Raw genomic sequence first — 20,516 nt, 5'->3', positions numbered from 1 at the left:
AGCAATCATTATCTCAATTATTTTTGCTCTTGGTCTGCTTGAATCGCAGTTAAGGCGATGGTGTAGACGATATCGTCAACCAAAGCACCACGTGATAAGTCGTTCACCGGCTTACGCATGCCTTGCAGCATTGGACCGATAGAAACCAGATCCGCTGAACGCTGTACGGCTTTATAAGTGGTGTTACCTGTATTCAGATCAGGGAAGATAAACACGGTTGCTTTACCTGCAACTGGAGAATTCGGTGCTTTAGAAGCTGCGACATTTTCCATGATGGCAGCGTCGTATTGCAGAGGCCCGTCAATGATTAAATCAGGACGTTTCTCTTGAGCAAGACGAGTGGCTTCGCGCACTTTATCCACATCCGCGCCTTTACCTGAGGTGCCGGTTGAGTAAGAGATCATCGCGACGCGAGGCTCAATACCGAATGCAGCCGCAGAGTCTGCCGATTGAATCGCGATCTCCGCCAGTTGTTCAGCAGTTGGATCTGGGTTAATCGCACAGTCACCGTAAACCAAAACTTGGTCAGGCAGCAGCATGAAAAATACGGAAGAGACGATCGAAGCGTTCGGTGCTGTTTTGATGATCTGGAATGGTGGAACAATGGTATTGGCTGTGGTGTGAACCGCACCAGAAACAAGACCATCGACTTCATTCGCTTCAAGCATCATGGTGCCGAGGAATACCGAATCTTCCAGTTTTTCACGAGCGACGACTTCTGTCATGCCTTTCGCGCCGCGCAGCTCAACCAAACGAGCAACGTAATTCTCACGAACGGCTGCAGCGTCAATAATTTCAACACCTGCACCAAGCTCAACGCCTTGCAATGCAGCAACGCGTTTGATCTCTTCTGGGTTACCAAGCAGTACGCATTTTGCAATACCACGCTCTGCACAGATCGCAGCGGCTTTAACGGTACGTGGCTCATCACCCTCTGGTAGCACGATACGTTTGTTAGCACGACGAGCAAATTCAGTCAGTTGATAACGGAACGCTGGTGGGCTTAAACGACGCGTTGCTTGAGTGCCTTCGGTCAGCGAATCAATCCATGGGCCATCAATGTGGCTAGCAACATGTTCACTGACAAACTCAACGCGCTCTTTATCATCCGCTGGAACTTCAAGGCTAAAGCTTTGTAGGTTCAATGAGGTTTGCCAAGTATTGCCTTGCGCTTTGAAAATCGGTAGGCCAGTGTCAAAAGCAGGCTTACATAGGTTAGCGATCTCTTTAGGAATATCGTAACCACCGGTCAGCAATACGGCACCAATTTCTACGCCATTCATCGCCGCTAAAGCAGCAGCAACAATAACGTCAGGACGGTCTGCGGAAGTCACTAATAATGAGCCAGGTTTAAAGTGCTCAATCATATGCGGGATAGAGCGTGCACAGAAAGTGATGCTCTTAATGCGTCGACTGTTGATATCACCTTCATTAACGATTTCGGCTTTGAGATGTTTCGCCATATCAATCGCACGAGTCGCGATAAGGTCAATGCTCCATGGCACGCAACCAAGTACGCGAATTGGGCTACTGTTGAAGATTTGCATTACTTCAAGGTTGGCCTGTTTTGCACCATCGGCATCGTCAAAAATCTCTGACAAATCTGGACGAGTACGACCCGCATCATCGACTGGCGCATTGAGTTTGTTAATAACCACACCAGAGATGTTTTTATTCTTAGTGCCGCCAAAGTTAGAGCAAGCGACTTCAATACGCTCTTTGAGCTGAGTTGGATTATCAGTACCAGGCGTGGCAACGAAGACAATTTCAGCGCCTAACGTTTTAGCAATCTCTGCGTTAACTTGGTTCGCAAAAGGATGCTTACGCGTTGGGACTAAACCTTCGATTAACGTGACTTCGGCATCAACAATAATTTGGTTATAGCGTTCAACAACCGTTTCCAGTAGTACATCCATTTTTTCGCCGCCAATCAGCGCTTCGGCGGCTGACATAGCCATTGGTTCAGCAATTTTGATATCGCTACTATGACGAATAATGGTTGATGTTAAATCTGGCTGATCGCCACCGCTACGTGGCTGTGAAATTGGTTTGTAAAAAGAAACGCTTACACCTTTACGCTCCATGGCGCGCAAAAGACCCATGCTCACACTGGTTAAACCAACACCGGCACTGATTGGGACAAGCATAATAGTACGGGACATACGTTAAGTACCTCAACACTATCGATACAATCTAAACGAGTTAGATTGAAAGGAACAAAGCCCAACGCCGTATTCCGTAAGAATAGGTCTTGAGCCCCTAAAAAAATAGGCTACATCTTGAGACGCTAGATAAACCTTGCCGATAAGTAACACTATCGGCAAGGAAGGAAGAGTCGCCTACATGGACAATTAGATGCCTGCTAAGCGCGCAGTATCTTCAGCAATCACCAGCTCTTCGTTGGTTGAGATAACCATTGCAGGGATGCGGCTGTTTGCTGTGGTGATCACACCTTCACCGCCAAAACGAGCTTTGAGGTTAGCGGCGCTATCGACTTCAATACCAAAAATTGCTAAACGATTTAGAACCATTTCGCGAATTGGACCCGAGTTTTCACCGATACCACCAGTAAAGACGATAGCGTCTAAACGGCCATCCAGGCTTGCAGTGTAACCAGCAACGTATTTCGCTAGGCGATGGCAGAATACGTCCATTGCGCGAGTGGCTTCTTCTTTTTCACCGTAGTTATCTTCAACGAAACGGCAGTCTGAAGTCACTTGAGTTAAGCCTTGTAGGCCAGACTCTTTGGTTAGCATCGTGTTGATTTGCTCAACCGAGTAACCTAATGCATCATGTAGGTGGAAAATGATCGCAGGATCGATATCACCACAACGAGTACCCATTACTAGGCCTTCAAGTGGTGTTAAGCCCATTGACGTATCAACCGATTGACCGTTTTTAATTGCACAAACTGAAGCACCGTTACCTAAATGGCAGTTAATGATGTTCAATTCATTGGCTGGTTTACCTAAACGCTCAGCGGCTTCACGAGCAATAAATAGGTGAGAAGTTCCATGCATACCGTAGCGACGGATACCGTGCTCTTTATAAAGATGGTAAGGTAGTGCGTATAGGTAAGCTTCTTCAGGCATGGTTTGGTGGAATGCGGTGTCAAATACAGCAACATTTTTCAGCGCTGGAAAAGCTTTTTTAGCCGCATTGATACCAATGATGTGCGCAGGGTTATGCAGAGGTGCGAAAGTTGCAGCGTCTTCAATCCCTTTTAGTACAGAATCATCGATTAGCGCTGATTGAGTGAATTGCTCACCACCGTGTACCACTCGGTGACCAATAGCTGCAAGGTTTTCAGCTAGTTCAGGTTTTGAAGCAAGAATGGTATCAACCATAAATGCGAGCGCTTCTTCGTGAGCTGCGCCATGACCTAATTGGGCTTCATGTTTACCATCAAGTTTCCACTTGATACGCGCTTCAGGAAGGTGCAGACATTCTGCAAGACCGGAGAGATGCTCATTGCCGTTTTCTGCATCAACAACCGCAAACTTGAGCGAAGAACTACCGCAGTTTAAAACTAAAACTAGCTTGGACATGTATAACTACCTGTATAATCAGTTAGGATAAAATTTAACCACAAGAATAGCTGAACCCGTAAAAAGTGAGAACTAATCTTGATCAATAACACGGTGAATATCCGTATAATAGGGACGTGACTGAATCAGTATAATCGTCGACGCATTCCATGCTGATTTCGTCTTACGGTTGCCTAAATTGTAAATAACAGCAACAATAAGATTGAGAGTCCGCAGAGGATAGCGATAATGGCTCAGTATAACAAAAAAAATTTGAAACAATATTAGCTTTCGTCAAATTTTTACGCCATTTGTTGAATCATTAAACTATTTTTTAGTCTTAAGGTTCATCAACAGTGAAGGAGAGAGGGTATGGCCAACAGAGCAGGAATCATCCATAGTTTAAGAGATGGCCAAAAGTACATGGATACCTGGCCAATGCGTAAAGAGCTCAACTTACTGTTTCCGGAAGCACGTATCATAAAAGCGACCCGTTTTGGCATTAAAGTCATGCCAGCCATTGCGGCGATTAGCGTACTGACTCAAATGAGCTTTCATAATTTACAAGCCATGCCACAAACCATTGTGGTGGCTCTGTTTGCGATCAGTTTGCCATTACAAGGCATTTGGTGGTTGGGCAGCCGTGCGAATACTCAATTGCCTCCTTCATTGGCAGGCTGGTATCGTGAATTGCACCAAAAAATCATTGAGACGGGTTTTGCGCTTGAGCCACTCAAAGCGAAACCCCGTTATAAAGAACTGGCTTTAGTGCTTAACCGCGCTTTTCGTCAGTTAGATAAAGGGGCGTTAGAGCGCTGGTTTTAAATAAGATATCGATGGTCATATGACCATATAAACGAATAACACCGCGCCGCTGATTGAGCCGCGCGGTGTTTTGTTTTGGGAGCCGATTAGCGCAGTTGATCGCGATAGCGTTGAAAGTGGCTCACGATGGCGTTGACGTCAGTCAGCGTGCGTATCTCTCTAAATAGCTCTGCCGCTTCTGGATACGCTTGACGTAAATACGAAAACCACTGCTTAACGCGGTTAGGATAGTAGCGACCTTTATCTCCGCGCACTTCATAGGCAGAGTACTCGAGTAATAATTCGACAACTTGATTCCAAGGCATTGGCGCATGGTTGTATTTGACTATATTGCCTAAGTTAGGAATATTCAGCGCGCCGCGGCAAACCATTAAAGAATCAACACCAGTTGTACTAATACAAGCTTGAGCATCGGCATAATTCCAAATTTCACCGTTGGCTATCAAAGGGATGGTGCTTTTTTGGCGGATCTGATCAATATAGTCCCACTGAATTTCACTGGCTTTGTAGCCACCCGCTTTGGTTCGCGCATGCACGGTCAGCTCATCGGCCCCTGCCTGAGTCACCGCATCGACAATGTCAAAACAGTCATTAGGATCTTCCCAGCCTAAGCGAATTTTAGCGCTGACAGGGATATGTTTCGGTACCGCGTCACGGCAGGCTTTAACCACCTGATAAATCAATTCAGGGTGTTGCAGCAGTGCCGCGCCGCCTTTGCTTTTATTGACCATTTTCGCGGGACAACCAAAATTGAGATCAACGCCATAGGCGCCCAATTCTGCGGCGCGCACGGCGTTTTCTGCCATCCATTGTGGCTCTTGGCCTAAAAGCTGGACTTTGATTGGGGTACCGGATTGAGTGCGTGAAGCGTGTTTAAGCTCGGGACAAAGACGATAGAAAATATGATCCGGTAGGAGCAAATTGACCACGCGAACAAATTCGGTGACGCAAAAATCGTAATCATTGATTTCGGTGAGCATTTGACGCATCAAGTGGTCAAGAACGCCCTCCATTGGGCCTAAAATAACGCGCATAATAAAGAGTGGTACCGCCAATAACAAAGACGCGAGATTGTAGTGGCAGATGAACGATGAGTCATCCTCTTTTGTCGTCTTACGGATCGATTGTGGCAAGTGATACTCGGATCATGGCTGCAACTGACAACGGTTTACGTTTATACTGTGTCAATCTTAATTGACCGATACCGATAATTTATGAACTACCCATTGATAATGCTCCCTAAGCACTTCTGCTCTGTATCCCCCTTGTTTATCGAAGGCAGTATATTAGCGGCGAATTTTGCTACTCAGCCACTGGATCCTAAGCAGTGGTTAAGTGAGTTGTTTCCAGACAATGTCGATGAACTGGAACCTTTGGTTACCGCCCAGATCAATGCACAGTATCAGCAGCTTAAAGCCAATCAATTTGCGTTGTTAAGTCTTTTATCGCAACACGCAGAATCACGTGAAAAGGGGTTAACGGAGTTTGCTCAGGGGTTTATGAGTCTATGGCCGATGATCGAACCGCAATGGCAGACGAGCAGTCATTCCGATGGTTCATTACGCATGCTACAAGCGTTATTAACCACCTTAATGTTGGCGATTGATGAAGCGGGGACTCATCAGCAGATGCAAGCCGCGGGTTATCAATCATTACCCACGTTAGCGTATATGATTGAACAACTGGATTTAATGGTTCATGAGGTGGCGCTGGCCGCCGATGAAGCGATGCTTGGTGTTAAAGCACAAACCATTAATCCTTATAAACAAGTTGGGCGTAACGACGCTTGTCCATGTTCGAGTGGTAAAAAATTCAAGTGTTGCTGTGGCCAATAACCACACTTAGACGGCGTCATGTCAACCTTGTTTTCGACATGACGCGGTTTAACCACGAACTTTTTCTACCGAATGTTGACATATAAAACAAGGAAAGCCGTTATACCTTACCATTGAAGATATTGATGCGGTTAATCATCACGGATTTATCCTTAAGTCAGGTTGTCAGGAGTAAAAATAAAATGAAAAAATGGATAGTGCTGCTGTTTTGTAGCTTTTCGGTATTGGCGAGTCCTAAAGAGACGCTGAGTCAGCGTTTAGCATTAACCGAAGGTTTTAGTGCCCAGTTTGATCAGCAAGTGCTGAGTCCAGAAGGGGAAACAGTTATGGAAGGTAAGGGCACCGTTGAAGTGGCTCGTCCGGGATTGTTTCGCTGGGAAACCTTTGAACCGGATGAAAATATCTTGGTCTCCGATGGACAAACACTGTGGTATTACAGCCCATTTATCGAACAAGTCTCAATTTATAATCAGCAACAAGCCACCGAGCAGACACCTTTTATATTACTGACTCGTAATCAAGCCAGTGATTGGAATGCGTACCAAGTCGAAGCTGAAGGCGATGTGTTTACCTTAACACCGATTACCTTTGAATCGAACCAAGGACGTTTTCAGATCGTGATTGATGCACAAGGTAAAGTGACCGGATTTACCGTCATCGAGCAAGATGGTCAGCAAAGTCGTTTTACGTTCCATAATATCACTTTGCAAAAGCCGCCTATCAGCCGTTTTCAATTTGTCATCCCCGATGGGGTTGATGTTGATGATCAACGCTAATAACAAAATCAATGAGCGATCGTGAGTAATTACCGTTTAGATTTTTCAGGGGATGAAGATTTTCGTCCCCTTGCGGCACGTATGAGGCCACAAACCATTGAGCAATATATTGGCCAGCAGCACATTCTTGGCCAAGATAAACCACTGCGTCGTGCGTTACAGGCGGGGCATCTTCACTCAATGATTCTTTGGGGCCCGCCGGGAACTGGAAAAACGACGCTAGCTGAAGTCGCTGCCAATTACGCGAATGCTGAAGTAGAGCGTGTCTCAGCCGTCACGTCCGGCGTTAAAGAGATTCGTGCGGCTATCGATAGAGCGAGAGAAAATCAGCGCGTCGGGCGGAGGACGATTCTTTTTGTCGACGAGGTTCATCGCTTTAATAAATCACAGCAAGATGCTTTTTTACCGCATATTGAAGATGGAACGGTGACCTTTATAGGCGCGACAACGGAGAACCCGTCATTTGAATTAAACAATGCGTTGTTATCTCGCGCACGGGTGTACAAACTCACCTCATTGAGTGTCGATGAAATTTTACAAACGCTGCAACAAGCGATTGACGACAAGCAAAAAGGGCTTGGCCAACATCCAGCTGATTTTCATGATAACGTTTTGCAGCGGCTCGCCGAGCTGGTTAATGGCGATGCACGAATGTCGCTCAATTATTTAGAACTGTTGTATGACATGGCAAGTCAAGATGCGCAAGGTCGTAAACAGATCACGCTCAGTTTATTGGCTGAAGTGGCGGGAGAAAAAGTCGCTCGTTTTGATAATAAAGGCGATATTTGGTACGACTTAATCTCGGCATTACACAAGTCGATTCGTGGTTCCAATGCCGATGCCGCCTTGTATTGGATGGCGAGAATGATCAGCGCAGGGTGCGACCCATTATATATTGCGCGTCGTTTACTCGCGATTGCTTCTGAAGATGTGGGTAATGCAGACCCAAGAGCAATGCAAGTCGCTCTCTCTGCTTGGGACTGTTTTACCCGTGTCGGTCCAGCTGAAGGTGAGCGCGCGATTGCTCAAGCGGTGGTTTATTTGGCCTGTGCTCCGAAAAGTAATGCAGTTTATACCGCTTGGAAACAGGCCCTGAATGATGCTCGTAACTTGCCAGAGTATGAGGTGCCAGCACATTTGCGTAATGCACCGACTCATTTAATGAAAGATCTCGGGTATGGTGCGGAATACCGTTATGCCCATGATGAGCCTGGGGCTTTTGCCGCTGGTGAGCGTTACTTGCCTCCAGAAATGGTTGGAAAACGCTACTACTTTCCAACCAATCGAGGATTAGAAACTAAGATTGCGGAAAAACTCCAGTATCTAGCCGATTTAGACGCAAAAAGCCCACAAAAGCGCTATGAAAAGTAGTGGCTTTTGGTTATCTTTGGCTGAGTAAATTCAATACGTGTGATGTTGTTCAAAAAAACAACGTCCATGTTTCTTCACAACATTAAAGCATAGGATTAGCAATGCTGGATTCTAAATTACTTCGCACAGAGCTGGATGAAACAGCTGCAAAATTAGCACGTCGTGGCTTTACGCTCGACGTCGACACTATTCGCACCCTTGAAGAGCAACGTAAGTCGATTCAAGTCGAAGTTGAAAATTTACAATCCACGCGTAACTCCATCTCCAAGCAAATTGGCCAACTGATGTCGCAAGGCGATAAAGCGGGCGCGGAAGCGATTAAGCAGCAAATTGGTACTCTCGGTGAGGATCTCGACAGCAAGAAAGTTGAGTTAGACAAAATCCAAGCGGAACTAGAAGCGATCACGCAAACCGTGCCTAATATTCCTGATAGTTCAGTACCCGATGGTAAAGATGAAGACGACAACGTGGAAGTGTCACGCTGGGGTACACCGAAAGAGTATGATTTTGAAGTGAAAGATCATGTCGACTTAGGTGAAATGAGCGGCGGTTTAGACTTTGCGAGTGCAACCAAAATTACTGGCGCTCGTTTTGTGATCATGAAAGGTCAGTTTGCTCGTTTGCATCGTGCCATTGCCCAATTTATGCTTGATTTGCACACCGAACAACATGGTTATACTGAGCTATACGTTCCTTACTTAGTCAACCAAGAGACGTTGTTTGGTACTGGTCAGCTACCTAAATTCGGTAAAGATCTGTTCCACACCGAGCCATTGACGGAAAAAGCCAGCGATGAAGATCCACGTCGTTTTTCTTTGATCCCAACGGCCGAAGTTCCAGTGACCAACTTGGTACGTGATGTGATTTTGGATGAGGCAGATCTGCCACTGAAAATGACCGCTCACACACCGTGTTTCCGCTCTGAAGCCGGATCTTATGGACGCGATACGCGTGGTTTGATCCGCATGCACCAATTTGACAAAGTTGAGCTGGTGCAGATCACTAAGCCAGAAGATTCGATGGCGGCGTTAGAAGAGTTGACCGCTCATGCAGAAAAAGTGCTGCAACTGTTAAATCTTCCTTACCGTAAAGTGGTGCTATGCACCGGTGATATGGGCTTCGGTGCTTGTAAAACTTACGACTTAGAAGTGTGGGTACCCGCGCAAAAAACCTATCGTGAGATTTCATCATGCTCAAACATGTGGGATTTCCAAGCTCGCCGTATGCAAGCTCGCTTCCGTCGCAAGGCAGAAAAGCGCCCTGAACTCGTACACACGCTGAATGGTTCTGGTCTAGCGGTTGGCCGTACCATGGTAGCGATTTTGGAAAACTACCAGCAAGCGGATGGCCGCATTGAAATCCCAGCGGTATTACAAAAATACATGGGTGGTTTAACCCACATCGGTTAATTTCTGCCTTATTGTTACCGAAAACCGACGCTCAGTGCGTCGGTTTTTTATTACCTCATTTTTATGATCACTAATCTAGAGTTTTAATCACGGCAAAGAAAATGCAAATGATAATTGATCTTATTTATATTTGCGTGCAGAATAGGCGAGTTTTTATAACGTATTGTCCTATTTGAAATTTATGAAATACATTTTCGCAATTTGTAGTCTGTTTATCCTATTGAGTAATACAGTGCTTGCTCAAGATCCACAAGCTTGGCTACGTGACTCAACTCGACAATCTTCAGCGGTATTAGAGTATTTACAAGCCAATAATCTTGCTAGCGATGACTACTTTCGTAATTTGGAGTCAGTCACTACCCACTTAATTGACCAATGGCGCCTTATGGTGGGCGAGTCAACAGATTCACCTTGGTTGATCCACGGTGACTTTGAATGGCGTTTATCTCAACATCAGCAGCAATTAGTATTACAGCGTCGTTCACGTGATGGTGGAGAGAGTAAGATCATTTATGATTTCACACCACGGCAACAAGTATCGGCTTATTATGATATTGGTAGTTGGGTGATTCAGCCTGCTAGCAATCATTTATTTTTTACTGAAGATATTCAAGGTAATGAATCGTATCGAGCGGTAAAAATAAACTTATCTGATAAAAGCGAGCAAATACTTGCGACCCATTTATCTGCTCAATTAACCATCCCTGAGCAAGGTAATACCTTATATGTGATTGGGAAAAATCATGAGACTCAACGAGCAGATAGGCTGATGGCAGTATCATCATTAGCCAGTTTTGATCCGGTTATCTTATGGCATGAAGAAAGAGCAGATTGGATGCTATCTTTCTATCGAGCTAGTGATAGTAATTACTTGATTTTACAAAGTAATAATGAACAAGTAACTGAACAGAGGATATTGAATTTCTCAACCGGAAAGCTATCGTCACCACTTAAAGAGTCGAAGGATTCGCTGGAATATTATGCCGATATCAGGCGCAATAAATTGTATATCAATAGTAATTTAGACGGTGAATTTACTCTATACCAAGCGGATATCGATAGTTTTCATGAATGGAAGCGTTTTTCTCAACAGATTAATGGTATCCAGCAGTTTTACTTATTTTCAGCTGGTATCGCAATAACTGAACAGCAGGGCGAGGACTTGATACTTTCGGCGTTTGATTATGATAGCAATTTACGCAAACGTATCAAGATTAATCAGCCTGGTGAAGTGGCATGGATTAGTCACAATGGTGATTTTGCTAGTAATGAGATCCGTATTCGGAGTATGTCGTTGATATCACCCCCTCAATGGCAAAAGTTTGCAATGGATAGCTTGGTTCTTTCGACTATTTCTCAAGATCATTATCCTAATTATCGGCAGCAAGATTACCATACGCAACAGATTAGCGCGTCTTATTCTGGGGTGGATGTGCCGATTACATTAGCTTATCGCAAGGATAAGCTGACCGAGACTTCCCCAGTGATCCTCTATGGTTACGGTGCCTATGGCTACACGATGAAACCATATTTTATGCCGCAAATCATTAGTCTATTAGATCAGGGGTTTATCTATGCGATCGCTCATGTTCGTGGCGGTGGTTATTTTAATAACGCATGGCATGATGCTGGCAGAGGGATGTTAAAACCCAATTCGATTAATGACTTTATTTCAGCCGCTCAGACATTACGACGTTATGCTCCAGCAGATAATCAACATCCGACGATTCATCGCCAAATTTTTGCTTTGGGTTCCAGTGCAGGAGGAACGTTAGTTGCTGGTGCACTGAATCAAGCACCAGAACTATTTTCTGCTGCTGTGCTCAAGGTCCCTTTTGTTGATGTCATCAATAGTATGTCAGATCCAACACTACCTTTGTCAGAGCAACAATACCGAGAGTGGGGGAATCCAAATCATGCATCAGAGCTAGCTATAATGCGAACTTATGATCCATACCACAATATTAAAGCACTCTCTTATCCGCCATTATTGGTCCAGATCGGCTTACATGATCAACGGGTCCCTTTTTGGGAAGGGGCGAAGTATTTAACGCAGATTCGAGCGTTAACCAGTGGTAAAGGGCCTTATTTATTACAAACTGATTTTGAATCTGGTCACGTAATGGACAGAAGAAAATCATTGCAACAACAAGCCAAAGAGTATGCCTTTTTCATTTCTTTAGCCAATTTGTCCAATAAGACGGAGTAAACATGAAACCTAATCTTGTTGCTGTCGCAGTGCTTTCAGTGCTGGCGAGCGAGATTGTCTACGCTGAACAAAGCGATCCAGTTCAGGCTACAGAAAAAATAATAGTCACAGCCAATAAAATTGAACAATCTTTGTCTGAAGTGGCTGGTTCGATTGCCGTGATCACCGGTGAAGAATTAGAGCGACGTGGTCATACGGAATTGTATGATGCCATAAGACACGAACCTGGCGTCTCCGTTACTGGTGGTGCTGGTCGTCCACAAAATATTACTATCCGTGGAATGACCGGTAATCGCATTGCTATTGTACGCGATGGCATTATCAGTGCTGATGGTTATGGTGCCAGTGACCTTAATGACAAAGTTGGTCGTAACTCTTTCGACCTCTCGAATGTTAAGCGAATTGAAATTGTTAAGGGAGCAAGTTCTACCTTACATGGTTCAGGTGCAATTGGTGGTTCTGTCTTGGTTGAATCAATGCAAGCGGATGATTATTTACTGGGTAAAGATTTTTATGCTGATGGGGCAGTCACTTACACCGGAATTAGCGATAAATACAAACTTAACAGTAATTTGGCTTTTCGTTATAACAATATCAATTCTTTGCTCTCTTTGGCCTATTGGGAAGGGAAACATACTCGTAATTATCAGCAAGACTTATATCAACGTGAATTAGAAGGCCATAGTGTATCTTATCAATTGAGCCATTTCTTAAACGATGAATGGCGATTAAATTGGTCAACTGAATGGTATCGCGAGCAGCAGTATCGTCATGAAGGCAGTGGTGGTATTCAGCCAGATGGCCGATGGAACTTAGCTCGTTATTATGAAGACTCATACACAGATGAGTGGAATATTTCGCTTGGGGTTGAATATCAACCTTATGATCATCAATGGCTAGATGAAATGACAGCCAAGTTATATTGGCGTGATACGCAAGATTCTCAGATGATCGATCGTCTTTATCAAAGACCTAATCAAAATAATCTGCTTATTCATCGACGAACGAGTGAAGATAAGACGTTTTCCGATCAACAACTCGGTATCAAGTTTGATATTAGTAAACAATTTCATACAGCGAATGTACAACATACATTCGTGTATGGTGCTGGTTTAGCTAGTAATTATTATGAGCGCACCACTCAGACTCATCGTGCTCAATCTGAGCAGCAAGAAATGACTACTCATCAGCCTTTTACTCCAGCACGAGCCTACAATTTAGGTTTGTATGCTAGAGATAATATTGAATTAAGGGATTGGGATATTGCGTTCGGTTTGCGGTTTGATACACATAGATTAAAGCCTGATGGTAATGCGATACAGAACCTTATTCCTGAGCAATCTATTAACAGCCATCAATGGTCACCAAGTTTTTCATTAGCCAAAAAACTGACACCACATCATCAAGCTTATTTTTCTTATAGTCACGGATATCGGGCACCAAGTTACGATAAAGCTTATGGTTTTGTTTCGCACGAGCATATCCCGTTAACGCCATTCATCATTATTCCTAATATGGATCTGAAAGCAGAGACCAGCGACTCGTTTGAAATTGGTCATAAGTTTGATTCAGGACAATCTCAAGCCTATTTCGCTATTTTTTATCAAAAATTTAAAAACTTTATTGATATTAAAGAGATCGGCATGGATGGCCCTAATACTCTAAAGCAATACCAAAATATTAGCGGTGTTGAAACTTATGGCGCGGAGCTATCACTTTCAAAGGCATTAACAGACGTTTGGCAGATTGCGGCTAAAGCCGGTTATGTGGATGGCAAAGATGACAATGGTGAACATATTCGCTCTTTGACACCATGGGAAGGCAATGTAGAAGTTAGTTATGATTCACAAGGGCTTACTAGTGCATTTGCTTGGAATTGGGCATCGTCGATGAATCGAACCCCAACCTGTATTAATGAATTCAATCAAGCAGTCTCTTGTGCTAGCACTGAGTCATGGCACAGTTTTGATTGGTATATCACTTATCAATGGACTCCAGCTTTTACCCTCAGTGGCTCAGTGATTAATATTTTTGATAATGAATATATCCGTTATCAAGATGTCGCTGGTATAGCGCAAGAAAATACGCGTTATTCGACTAAACCTGGTCGCTATTTCACTATTAATGCTAAGTATCAATTTTAAATATTGGAATTCATGTTTATGAAATTAAGATTAGGTTTATTGACGATTTGTTATAGTGTTTCCTGTTTGGTTTCTGCCGGTGAATGGGATTATTTTGATACTAATATAACGATTAATTCGGTGGGCGATATTCAAGATTTTATTGCACAACATTACCCTATTGAAAAAAGCAAATTAAGATACCAAACAAAGTCATTAATTGAACAGCATTATAACTTTGATATCTGGCAAAATGGAGAATATCAACATCAAAAGACGATCGTTGTTTCAATTGATAATCAACACCGGATCCGTCGTATATTCCATAGTTTAGACAATAGTGTATTAATTAATGGCATACCAACAACGGCTTTGGAATTAGAATATCCACGCCAGCTCGAAGCTGATTATCCACCAGAATTGTCACAAGGTAAGTTAGTAACGGCATCGACTCAGTTATTTGATCCCGATTTACGTACGGCACAGCAGCTCCCCGCTCCTGCAAATGGATGGCGTCAACAGGACGATTATCCGTTACCTATTGTTTATCAAACTAAAGATATTGAATTACTTCAGGTTGGGGAGGAGTATTTTTTACGGAATCATCATCTAGTTGAAGTGAATGTTAAGGCTTTATTGGGTAAGCAAACTCCTGATGGCCCAGTTGTTCGCGAGCAAGGTAACTTTTTGCCCAATAAGATGATTAGTCGATTCTCTGATCTTGCTGACTTGGCAAAAATTGAACTTAATGATGAGCGCTTTGCTCCTCTCATGGCTTTTTATCATCTCAACCATTCGATCGAATACAGTAAGTCGTTAGGCTATCCGTTATTTAATCAGCCAGTTAAGTTCGATGCGCGAGGTCTTGCAACTAATAATTCAACCTATTACAAAGGCCCAAATACGATTGTGTTTGGGATTGGCGGTCCATCGCCCGATGCTATTGATGCAGATGTAATCTTACATGAATTAGCTCATGGTATTCACTATCAAATTGTTCCCGATTGGGGGTATGGGCACTCGGGAGCGATTGGTGAAGGTTTCGCTGATTATTGGGCGGGCAGTTATAGTTATCGTGTTCAATATCTTGATCCGGCAAGGCGTGGCCAAGAATTTGAAATTGATACCGTGTTTAATTGGGATGGTGTTTTCGGTCCCCGCCGTACAACGCGGAGTCTGTGGAATCAACGTGCACGTTATTTTGAGCATGGACATTATCGTGCACATGAAAGTGTCGGTGGTGAACTGGGTGATGAGCTCTGGTCGAGTGCACTATTTCAAGCTCTAAAAGCAGCGGTTCAGCAGTATGGAGATGGAACAGACAAGGTTTTTCGTGAGTTTGATACGATTGTTTTACAGTCTATGTATGGTCTTGGTCGAGGTTTAAAAATGCATAATCTTGCCGAAAGCACCCTGTATGCGGCTACTCGGTTGTATCCAGAGAAAGATTATGCACAAATTCTACGTCGTCAGTTTAGTCATTACGATTTATTGAAATCGCCCTTTGTCGTTCGTCTTGATCAACGCTATATCGATTCACAAACTCCTTTAACGATAGCATTAGAGACAACAGGTCGCCCTACGTTAGTCAGTGGTGATTGGTTATTGGATACTAATCTTGTGCTGACGATGAATCAACAGCTTGAGCATAGATTAGAAATAAGCAGTCCATTGCCTTCGAATTTAGTCTGCGGACAAGCATTCTCATCTCAACTTGATGTGAGATACCGATTCCAGTCATGGTTGAGTGAGCAGAGATGGCAAGACGAGAAAAAGATCATCGTTGGCGTACCCAAATTAACGACACCACTGGTCAGCCCGAATTATCAGTTACCGGATGCCAGTAGCGATGCCCAAGGACGATTTACTCCGGGTCGTATGATTTTTTCCCATACCTTGACCGATCGTGATCTTATTATTGATAAGCGTTTTACGGTTTATCTCGATATTGAACATCCTTCAATGTCTGATTTATCGATCACACTCACCTCTCCGCAGGGCACTAAAGTGACGCTTTGGGATCATCAATCATCACTGCAAAGTGGTTTCAACGGTTACTTTACTGTGGAGCATGATCAACCATTAGCGAGCCTCGAGCAGCAAATGGGATGGGGACGGTGGCGTCTAGAAATTATCGACCAGCATGAAGGCCATCAAGGTACTTTGCGAGCTTGGGGAGTAGGGCCTTTTAGTGATTATCAATGCAGTCACAATGAACAGCCAAGCTTAACGTCACCAAGTTCTGGGGGCAGTAGCAATGGTCTGTCGTTGCTGATCCTACTATCGATTTTTATGGCGCGAATCATTAGTTCGCGCAGCACTTATCTTGAACCAACGAAAAGAAGAGAAAAATGAAATATCAATATTCGTTTATTGCTGCTGCCTTGCTGTTAGCTGGCTGCGGAGGATCCGATAGTCCTGAATCGCCAGTAGAGCTACCTCAGTATCAGCTCTCAGGAAAGTTGGATATCAACACACAGACTTTGCTTAATGCAAAAGTGTGTACTGACTTGAACCACAATTTACGTTGTGATGCTACTGAACCTAGCATTGAAATTCAATCCGACAAGCCATTTAGCTTACAAGCAACGACAGAAAAGCTTTATAGTAGCCCGTTAGTTGCTGAAATCTCGCTAAACAAAGTAGAGTATCGCTTATTTACCGTCGGGCACAATGCTGCTCAACCATTAGTGATTAATGAGCTGACCACGCTACTTAGCGCTATGGTTTTAAATGGTCAGTCTTTACATGAAGCCGAGCAACTTTTAGTTAATCAATTACCAAATTATCGTAATGACACTGAGATTATTCACTCAATTAATACCAATGCATTAGCTCCGCGATTGGATAATTTGAGTCTGAATATGCAGAAACTCATTCCACTTTTAACCGATGAGAATATGGTTATCGTGCTCGCTACATTAGGTAATGACTTAAAAGTGAAAGATAAGCATTTTGCGTATGATTTATTTTCAGAACAAGATTTAAATAATTTCATTGAGGAAATAGCTAACCAACAACAGCAACGTATGGTGCTTAATGATACTGGAGTGAAATTATTTTATTCCGGTAATCAACAGCAGTTGATTGAGCAATCTTCAATACATTACCCAGGCCAAGACGCAGATTTTGGCTTTGATGCAACCGATCGACAATTAATCAATGGTAATGGCTTTAAATTTATCAAGTTAGATCAACAAGGCGGTCAATTAGACAATGGTGCATCAGAGTGGTCATGCGTACAAGATGTGCGAACGGGTCAGATTTGGGAACATAAAAATGATCAGCCAGACTCGGTTCATTTTTATAACCGAACGTTTGCCTTAAAATTACCAAACTTTGAACCAGCAATAGCGGATATTTCGGCGGCAGATTGTCAGCAGCATTCGGATAAGCTTTGTTCGACTCAAGATTATGCCGATTATTTAAACGAAAAGGCTTTTTGCGGTCAAACCAATTGGCGTTTACCGACGCTGATTGAGTTGTATAACTTGGTCGATTTTGGTGAAACAAAAAAGACTGAGGATGGCCAACTCTATGCATTTACACATCCTTTCTTTTTACATCAATCGCAAGGTAGCCCTTATACGTTGGGTGGTGAAGTATGGCATTCCAGCATTAAATTTTCTCTATACAGTAGTTTGAATGATAAAGGGGTGTTTTCTTACCCAGCCATTCAAGGGGTTGGCGAAGATCGTGGTCAGATTGGTTTTTATGATATTTACTCAGCCAGTGCAGATGCCGAGTTAGGGGATTCTTATCAATTACCCGTTCGCATGGTGTCATTAAAGGATAATTAAAATGAAAAAGATGTTTATTGCTGTCTCGTTGTTATTGATTAGCTTAAAGGCATTAGCCCAGCAACAATGTTTGCATTCTATGGCGCTATCGGCGCCCAATACACGTTTTGACTATTCGAATCAAGGAGTCGTTAAAGATAAATTAACCGGATTAACTTGGATGCGCTGTGCGGTGGGACAACACTGGGATGCTAATTTAGACCGTTGTCTTGGAGAAGCGACATTGGAGAATTGGCAAAGTGCTTTACAAACGGCTCAAGCCGTTGATGACGCGAATGCAAACCATCCCTTATATCAATTTGCTGGAAAGCAAGGATGGAGGATGCCGAATATTAAAGAGTTAGTATCGTTAACCGAGATGGCCTGTTATTCGCCCTCTATGAATGATCGGGTTTGGGGCTCAGCATATGATGTAGAGCCAGGTGATTTAGCGGGTTACATTTGGAGTAATACACCGTCTACTCAAGAAGCCAGTGCTTTAAGTTTTGATTCAGTCAATGGAGAAGTCATTCACCATTCTCACAATTTTGCTTTCAGTATCTTAATGGTGACCGATCAGTAATCAGTCTTGGTTGATTTAAGTACCAATTAATCTAAACCGATGCTTAAAGCGTCGGTTTTTTCCACTTTAATTTTCAATGACTGCGCTGTTATAACATCCAAAATTAACCTAACTGGAAACAAGCGTCTTTATTTAAGGCCATCTCGATAGCATCTAAAAGCGCATCAATGTGTTTATGGTCACTGATATAAGGTGGCATTAAATAGATTAAGCGGCCAAAAGGCCGGATCCATACGCCAAGCTCGACAAACAACGCTTGAATCACGCTCATATTGACTGGATGGTGGGTTTCTATGACGCCAATGGCGCCAAGCCAGCGCACGTCTTTTACGTGTCGGTAGGCGGTAAAATTGGGTAAACGTTTGGCAAATTGGCTTTCAATATTAGCCACTTGCGTTTGCCAATCTCCTTTGGCAATCAGTGCGAGACTGGCGGAAGCGACGGCACAAGCTAAAGGGTTACCCATAAACGTTGGCCCATGCATAAAACAACCGGCCTCACCACTACAAACGGTATCGGCGACAGTTTTACTGGTTAATGTCGCCGCAAGCGTCATATAACCGCCGGTTAAGGCTTTACCAAGGCACAGAATATCCGGCTGTATATTCGCATGCTGACAAGCAAACAATTTTCCCGTTCGACCAAAACCGGTAGCAATTTCATCAACAATTAACAGCACGTTATAGTGATCACAAAGTCGGCGTACTTCACGCAGAAATTGCGGATGATAGATACGCATTCCTCCTGCACCTTGGACTATCGGCTCCAGGATCACCGCGGCAATCTGTTGATGATGGAGCGCAATCTTGCTGCGAAAATCGTCGATATCAGACTCTTGCCAACGATCATAAAAACCAGTTTTTGGTGAATCAGCGAAAATGTGCTCAGGTAAAAAGCCTTTATATAGGTTATGCATTGAGTTATCAGGATCAGTCACTGACATCGCAGCGAAGGTATCACCATGATAACCATGACGTAAGGTAAGAAACTTCGAGCGTCGTTCACCTTTGGCGTGCCAGTACTGTAGCGCCATTTTTAAACTGACCTCTACCGCTACCGATCCGGAATCAGCGAGAAAGACGTGCTGTAAATTATTAGGTACCAATACCAGCAGCTGTTGACACAGGTCAATTGCTGGCTGATGCGTGAGGCCGCCAAACATGACATGGGACATTTTATCCACTTGCTGATGCACCGCTTGATTTAGCGCCGGATGATTATAACCATGAATGGCCGCCCACCAAGACGACATGCCATCAACCAATGTTTTGCCATCTTCTAAGTAGAGAGTGACGCCTTGTGCATGAGTGACGGGATAACAAGTTAACGGGTTAATGGTTGACGTATAAGGGTGCCAGATATGTTGGCGATCAAAAGCTAAATCCATGAAAAGTCCATACTCAAGTGAGAGCCTAAAGTAACCTTTTGTAAACTCAATGGGTTTTTAAATGTTGACAGTCTAGCTTGGAGGGGCGATAGATCCAAGTGCAAACGTTGTCGAATAGGTAAGTAAAAAGTCTAGGTATCTAGATAAGGGAGGGGGCTGCTATGTTGCTTATTGATTTTTTCGCGGTGATATAGCCCTGTTAGTTAAAATTTGCTCCCTTTCAGTATCTCGGTAATGATACATATCAATGCAGTTATTATTTAAAGAAGCAGCGGTGATGGTTATCTTCCTTCGAACGCTGCTGACGTAAAAGTTAACTAGTTTTGTATATATTCCAGTATATCCTTCCTACTTGAATCTGCAGCAGTGTTGGCTACGTTCTGAGGGATCCCCTCATAATTTCCCCAAAGCGCAACCGTACCTGAATAGATTTTGAGCAAGTATGGTTGCAGCTACGAGCAAGTCTTTCCTCGTTATTGCGTAGCCAGAATGCCGCAGAACTTCCATACCTAAGCGCACTGTTGAGAGTACATTTCGATTACTGACAGTGTTCGCTTGAAAGTGTTTATCCCAACCTTGTTTCTGTGCATGTACGCCAACAAGCCAAAATGTCAGTTGAAGCATTAGGGCGATTAGTAGCATGATATCAAAGCGCTCTGGGTTGCTAGTTCGGCTATGGCGGAGTCCTAGAC

The 20,516-nt window shown here is 43.6% G+C and carries 14 protein-coding genes and 1 pseudogene; 10 read left to right on the top strand and 5 right to left on the bottom strand.

The window, feature by feature from the left end; genetic code table 11:
• Positions 1-17 precede the first annotated feature (17 nt).
• Both pta and CAG58_RS12070 read right to left on the bottom strand, forming a co-directional pair.
• On the bottom strand, positions 18-2,162 hold the full coding sequence (gene pta / locus CAG58_RS12075) for a phosphate acetyltransferase (protein WP_004395489.1): 2,145 nt from the start codon (positions 2,160-2,162) through the stop codon (positions 18-20).
• Between the two features lie 189 nt (positions 2,163-2,351).
• Positions 2,352-3,548, bottom strand: a complete 1,197-nt coding sequence (locus tag CAG58_RS12070; protein WP_004395488.1) for an acetate kinase — start codon at positions 3,546-3,548, stop codon at positions 2,352-2,354.
• A gap of 351 nt (positions 3,549-3,899) precedes the next feature.
• On the opposite strand from CAG58_RS12070, the gene yfbV reads away from it, so the two are divergent.
• Positions 3,900-4,352, top strand: coding sequence for a terminus macrodomain insulation protein YfbV (gene yfbV, locus CAG58_RS12065; protein ID WP_040904387.1), 453 nt, complete (start codon positions 3,900-3,902; stop codon positions 4,350-4,352).
• 86 nt (positions 4,353-4,438) lie between these two features.
• On the opposite strand, the gene dusC is transcribed toward yfbV, so the two are convergent.
• Positions 4,439-5,386, bottom strand: coding sequence for a tRNA dihydrouridine(16) synthase DusC (gene dusC / locus CAG58_RS12060; RefSeq protein WP_161426376.1), 948 nt, complete (start codon positions 5,384-5,386; stop codon positions 4,439-4,441).
• Positions 5,387-5,566: 180 nt separating this feature from the next.
• Between dusC and CAG58_RS12055 the strand changes: the two genes are divergently transcribed.
• The 9 genes from CAG58_RS12055 to CAG58_RS12015 all read left to right on the top strand — a co-directional run bounded on the left by CAG58_RS12055 (position 5,567) and on the right by CAG58_RS12015 (position 18,437).
• A complete protein-coding gene (locus CAG58_RS12055) occupies positions 5,567-6,187 on the top strand; it encodes a UPF0149 family protein (RefSeq protein ID WP_161426373.1) in 621 nt (206 codons plus the stop codon).
• A gap of 182 nt (positions 6,188-6,369) precedes the next feature.
• Positions 6,370-6,963, top strand: a complete 594-nt coding sequence (lolA, locus tag CAG58_RS12050; RefSeq protein WP_158138296.1) for an outer membrane lipoprotein chaperone LolA — start codon at positions 6,370-6,372, stop codon at positions 6,961-6,963.
• A 21-nt stretch (positions 6,964-6,984) separates the two neighbouring features.
• Positions 6,985-8,334 (top strand): replication-associated recombination protein A, encoded by a 1,350-nt coding sequence (locus CAG58_RS12045; protein ID WP_158144003.1) that lies wholly within the window; start codon positions 6,985-6,987, stop codon positions 8,332-8,334.
• Positions 8,335-8,435: 101 nt separating this feature from the next.
• Positions 8,436-9,743, top strand: a complete 1,308-nt coding sequence (serS, locus tag CAG58_RS12040) for a serine--tRNA ligase (RefSeq protein WP_161426372.1) — start codon at positions 8,436-8,438, stop codon at positions 9,741-9,743.
• Positions 9,744-9,924: 181 nt separating this feature from the next.
• Complete coding sequence (locus tag CAG58_RS12035; protein ID WP_161429580.1) at positions 9,925-11,952, top strand: prolyl oligopeptidase family serine peptidase; 2,028 nt, start codon at positions 9,925-9,927, stop codon at positions 11,950-11,952.
• Between the two features lie 2 nt (positions 11,953-11,954).
• Complete coding sequence (locus tag CAG58_RS12030; RefSeq protein ID WP_161426131.1) at positions 11,955-14,096, top strand: TonB-dependent hemoglobin/transferrin/lactoferrin family receptor; 2,142 nt, start codon at positions 11,955-11,957, stop codon at positions 14,094-14,096.
• A gap of 18 nt (positions 14,097-14,114) precedes the next feature.
• Positions 14,115-16,430, top strand: a complete 2,316-nt coding sequence (locus tag CAG58_RS12025) for a proprotein convertase P-domain-containing protein (RefSeq protein ID WP_161429579.1) — start codon at positions 14,115-14,117, stop codon at positions 16,428-16,430.
• Positions 16,427-17,875 carry an Lcl domain-containing protein gene (locus CAG58_RS12020; protein WP_161426421.1) on the top strand — a complete coding sequence of 483 codons (1,449 nt, stop codon included), beginning with the start codon at positions 16,427-16,429 and terminating at the stop codon, positions 17,873-17,875. The genes CAG58_RS12025 and CAG58_RS12020 overlap by 4 nt, the downstream gene beginning before the upstream one ends.
• 1 nt (position 17,876) lies before the next feature.
• Entirely contained in the window at positions 17,877-18,437 is a 561-nt protein-coding gene (locus CAG58_RS12015; protein WP_161426422.1) for an Lcl C-terminal domain-containing protein, read from the top strand.
• Positions 18,438-18,540: 103 nt separating this feature from the next.
• On the opposite strand, the gene bioA is transcribed toward CAG58_RS12015, so the two are convergent.
• Positions 18,541-19,824 carry an adenosylmethionine--8-amino-7-oxononanoate transaminase gene (gene bioA, locus CAG58_RS12010; RefSeq protein ID WP_161429578.1) on the bottom strand — a complete coding sequence of 428 codons (1,284 nt, stop codon included), beginning with the start codon at positions 19,822-19,824 and terminating at the stop codon, positions 18,541-18,543.
• Positions 19,825-20,217: 393 nt separating this feature from the next.
• A pseudogene (locus CAG58_RS12005) lies at positions 20,218-20,516 on the bottom strand (IS4 family transposase); the annotation flags it as partial.

This window comes from Vibrio sp. V31_P5A7T61 (assembly GCF_009904895.1).
Taxonomy (GTDB): Bacteria; Pseudomonadota; Gammaproteobacteria; order Enterobacterales; family Vibrionaceae; genus Vibrio; species Vibrio metschnikovii.
The sequence above is the reverse complement of the archived record's forward strand: the minus strand, read 5'-3'. Positions and strand labels throughout refer to the sequence as shown.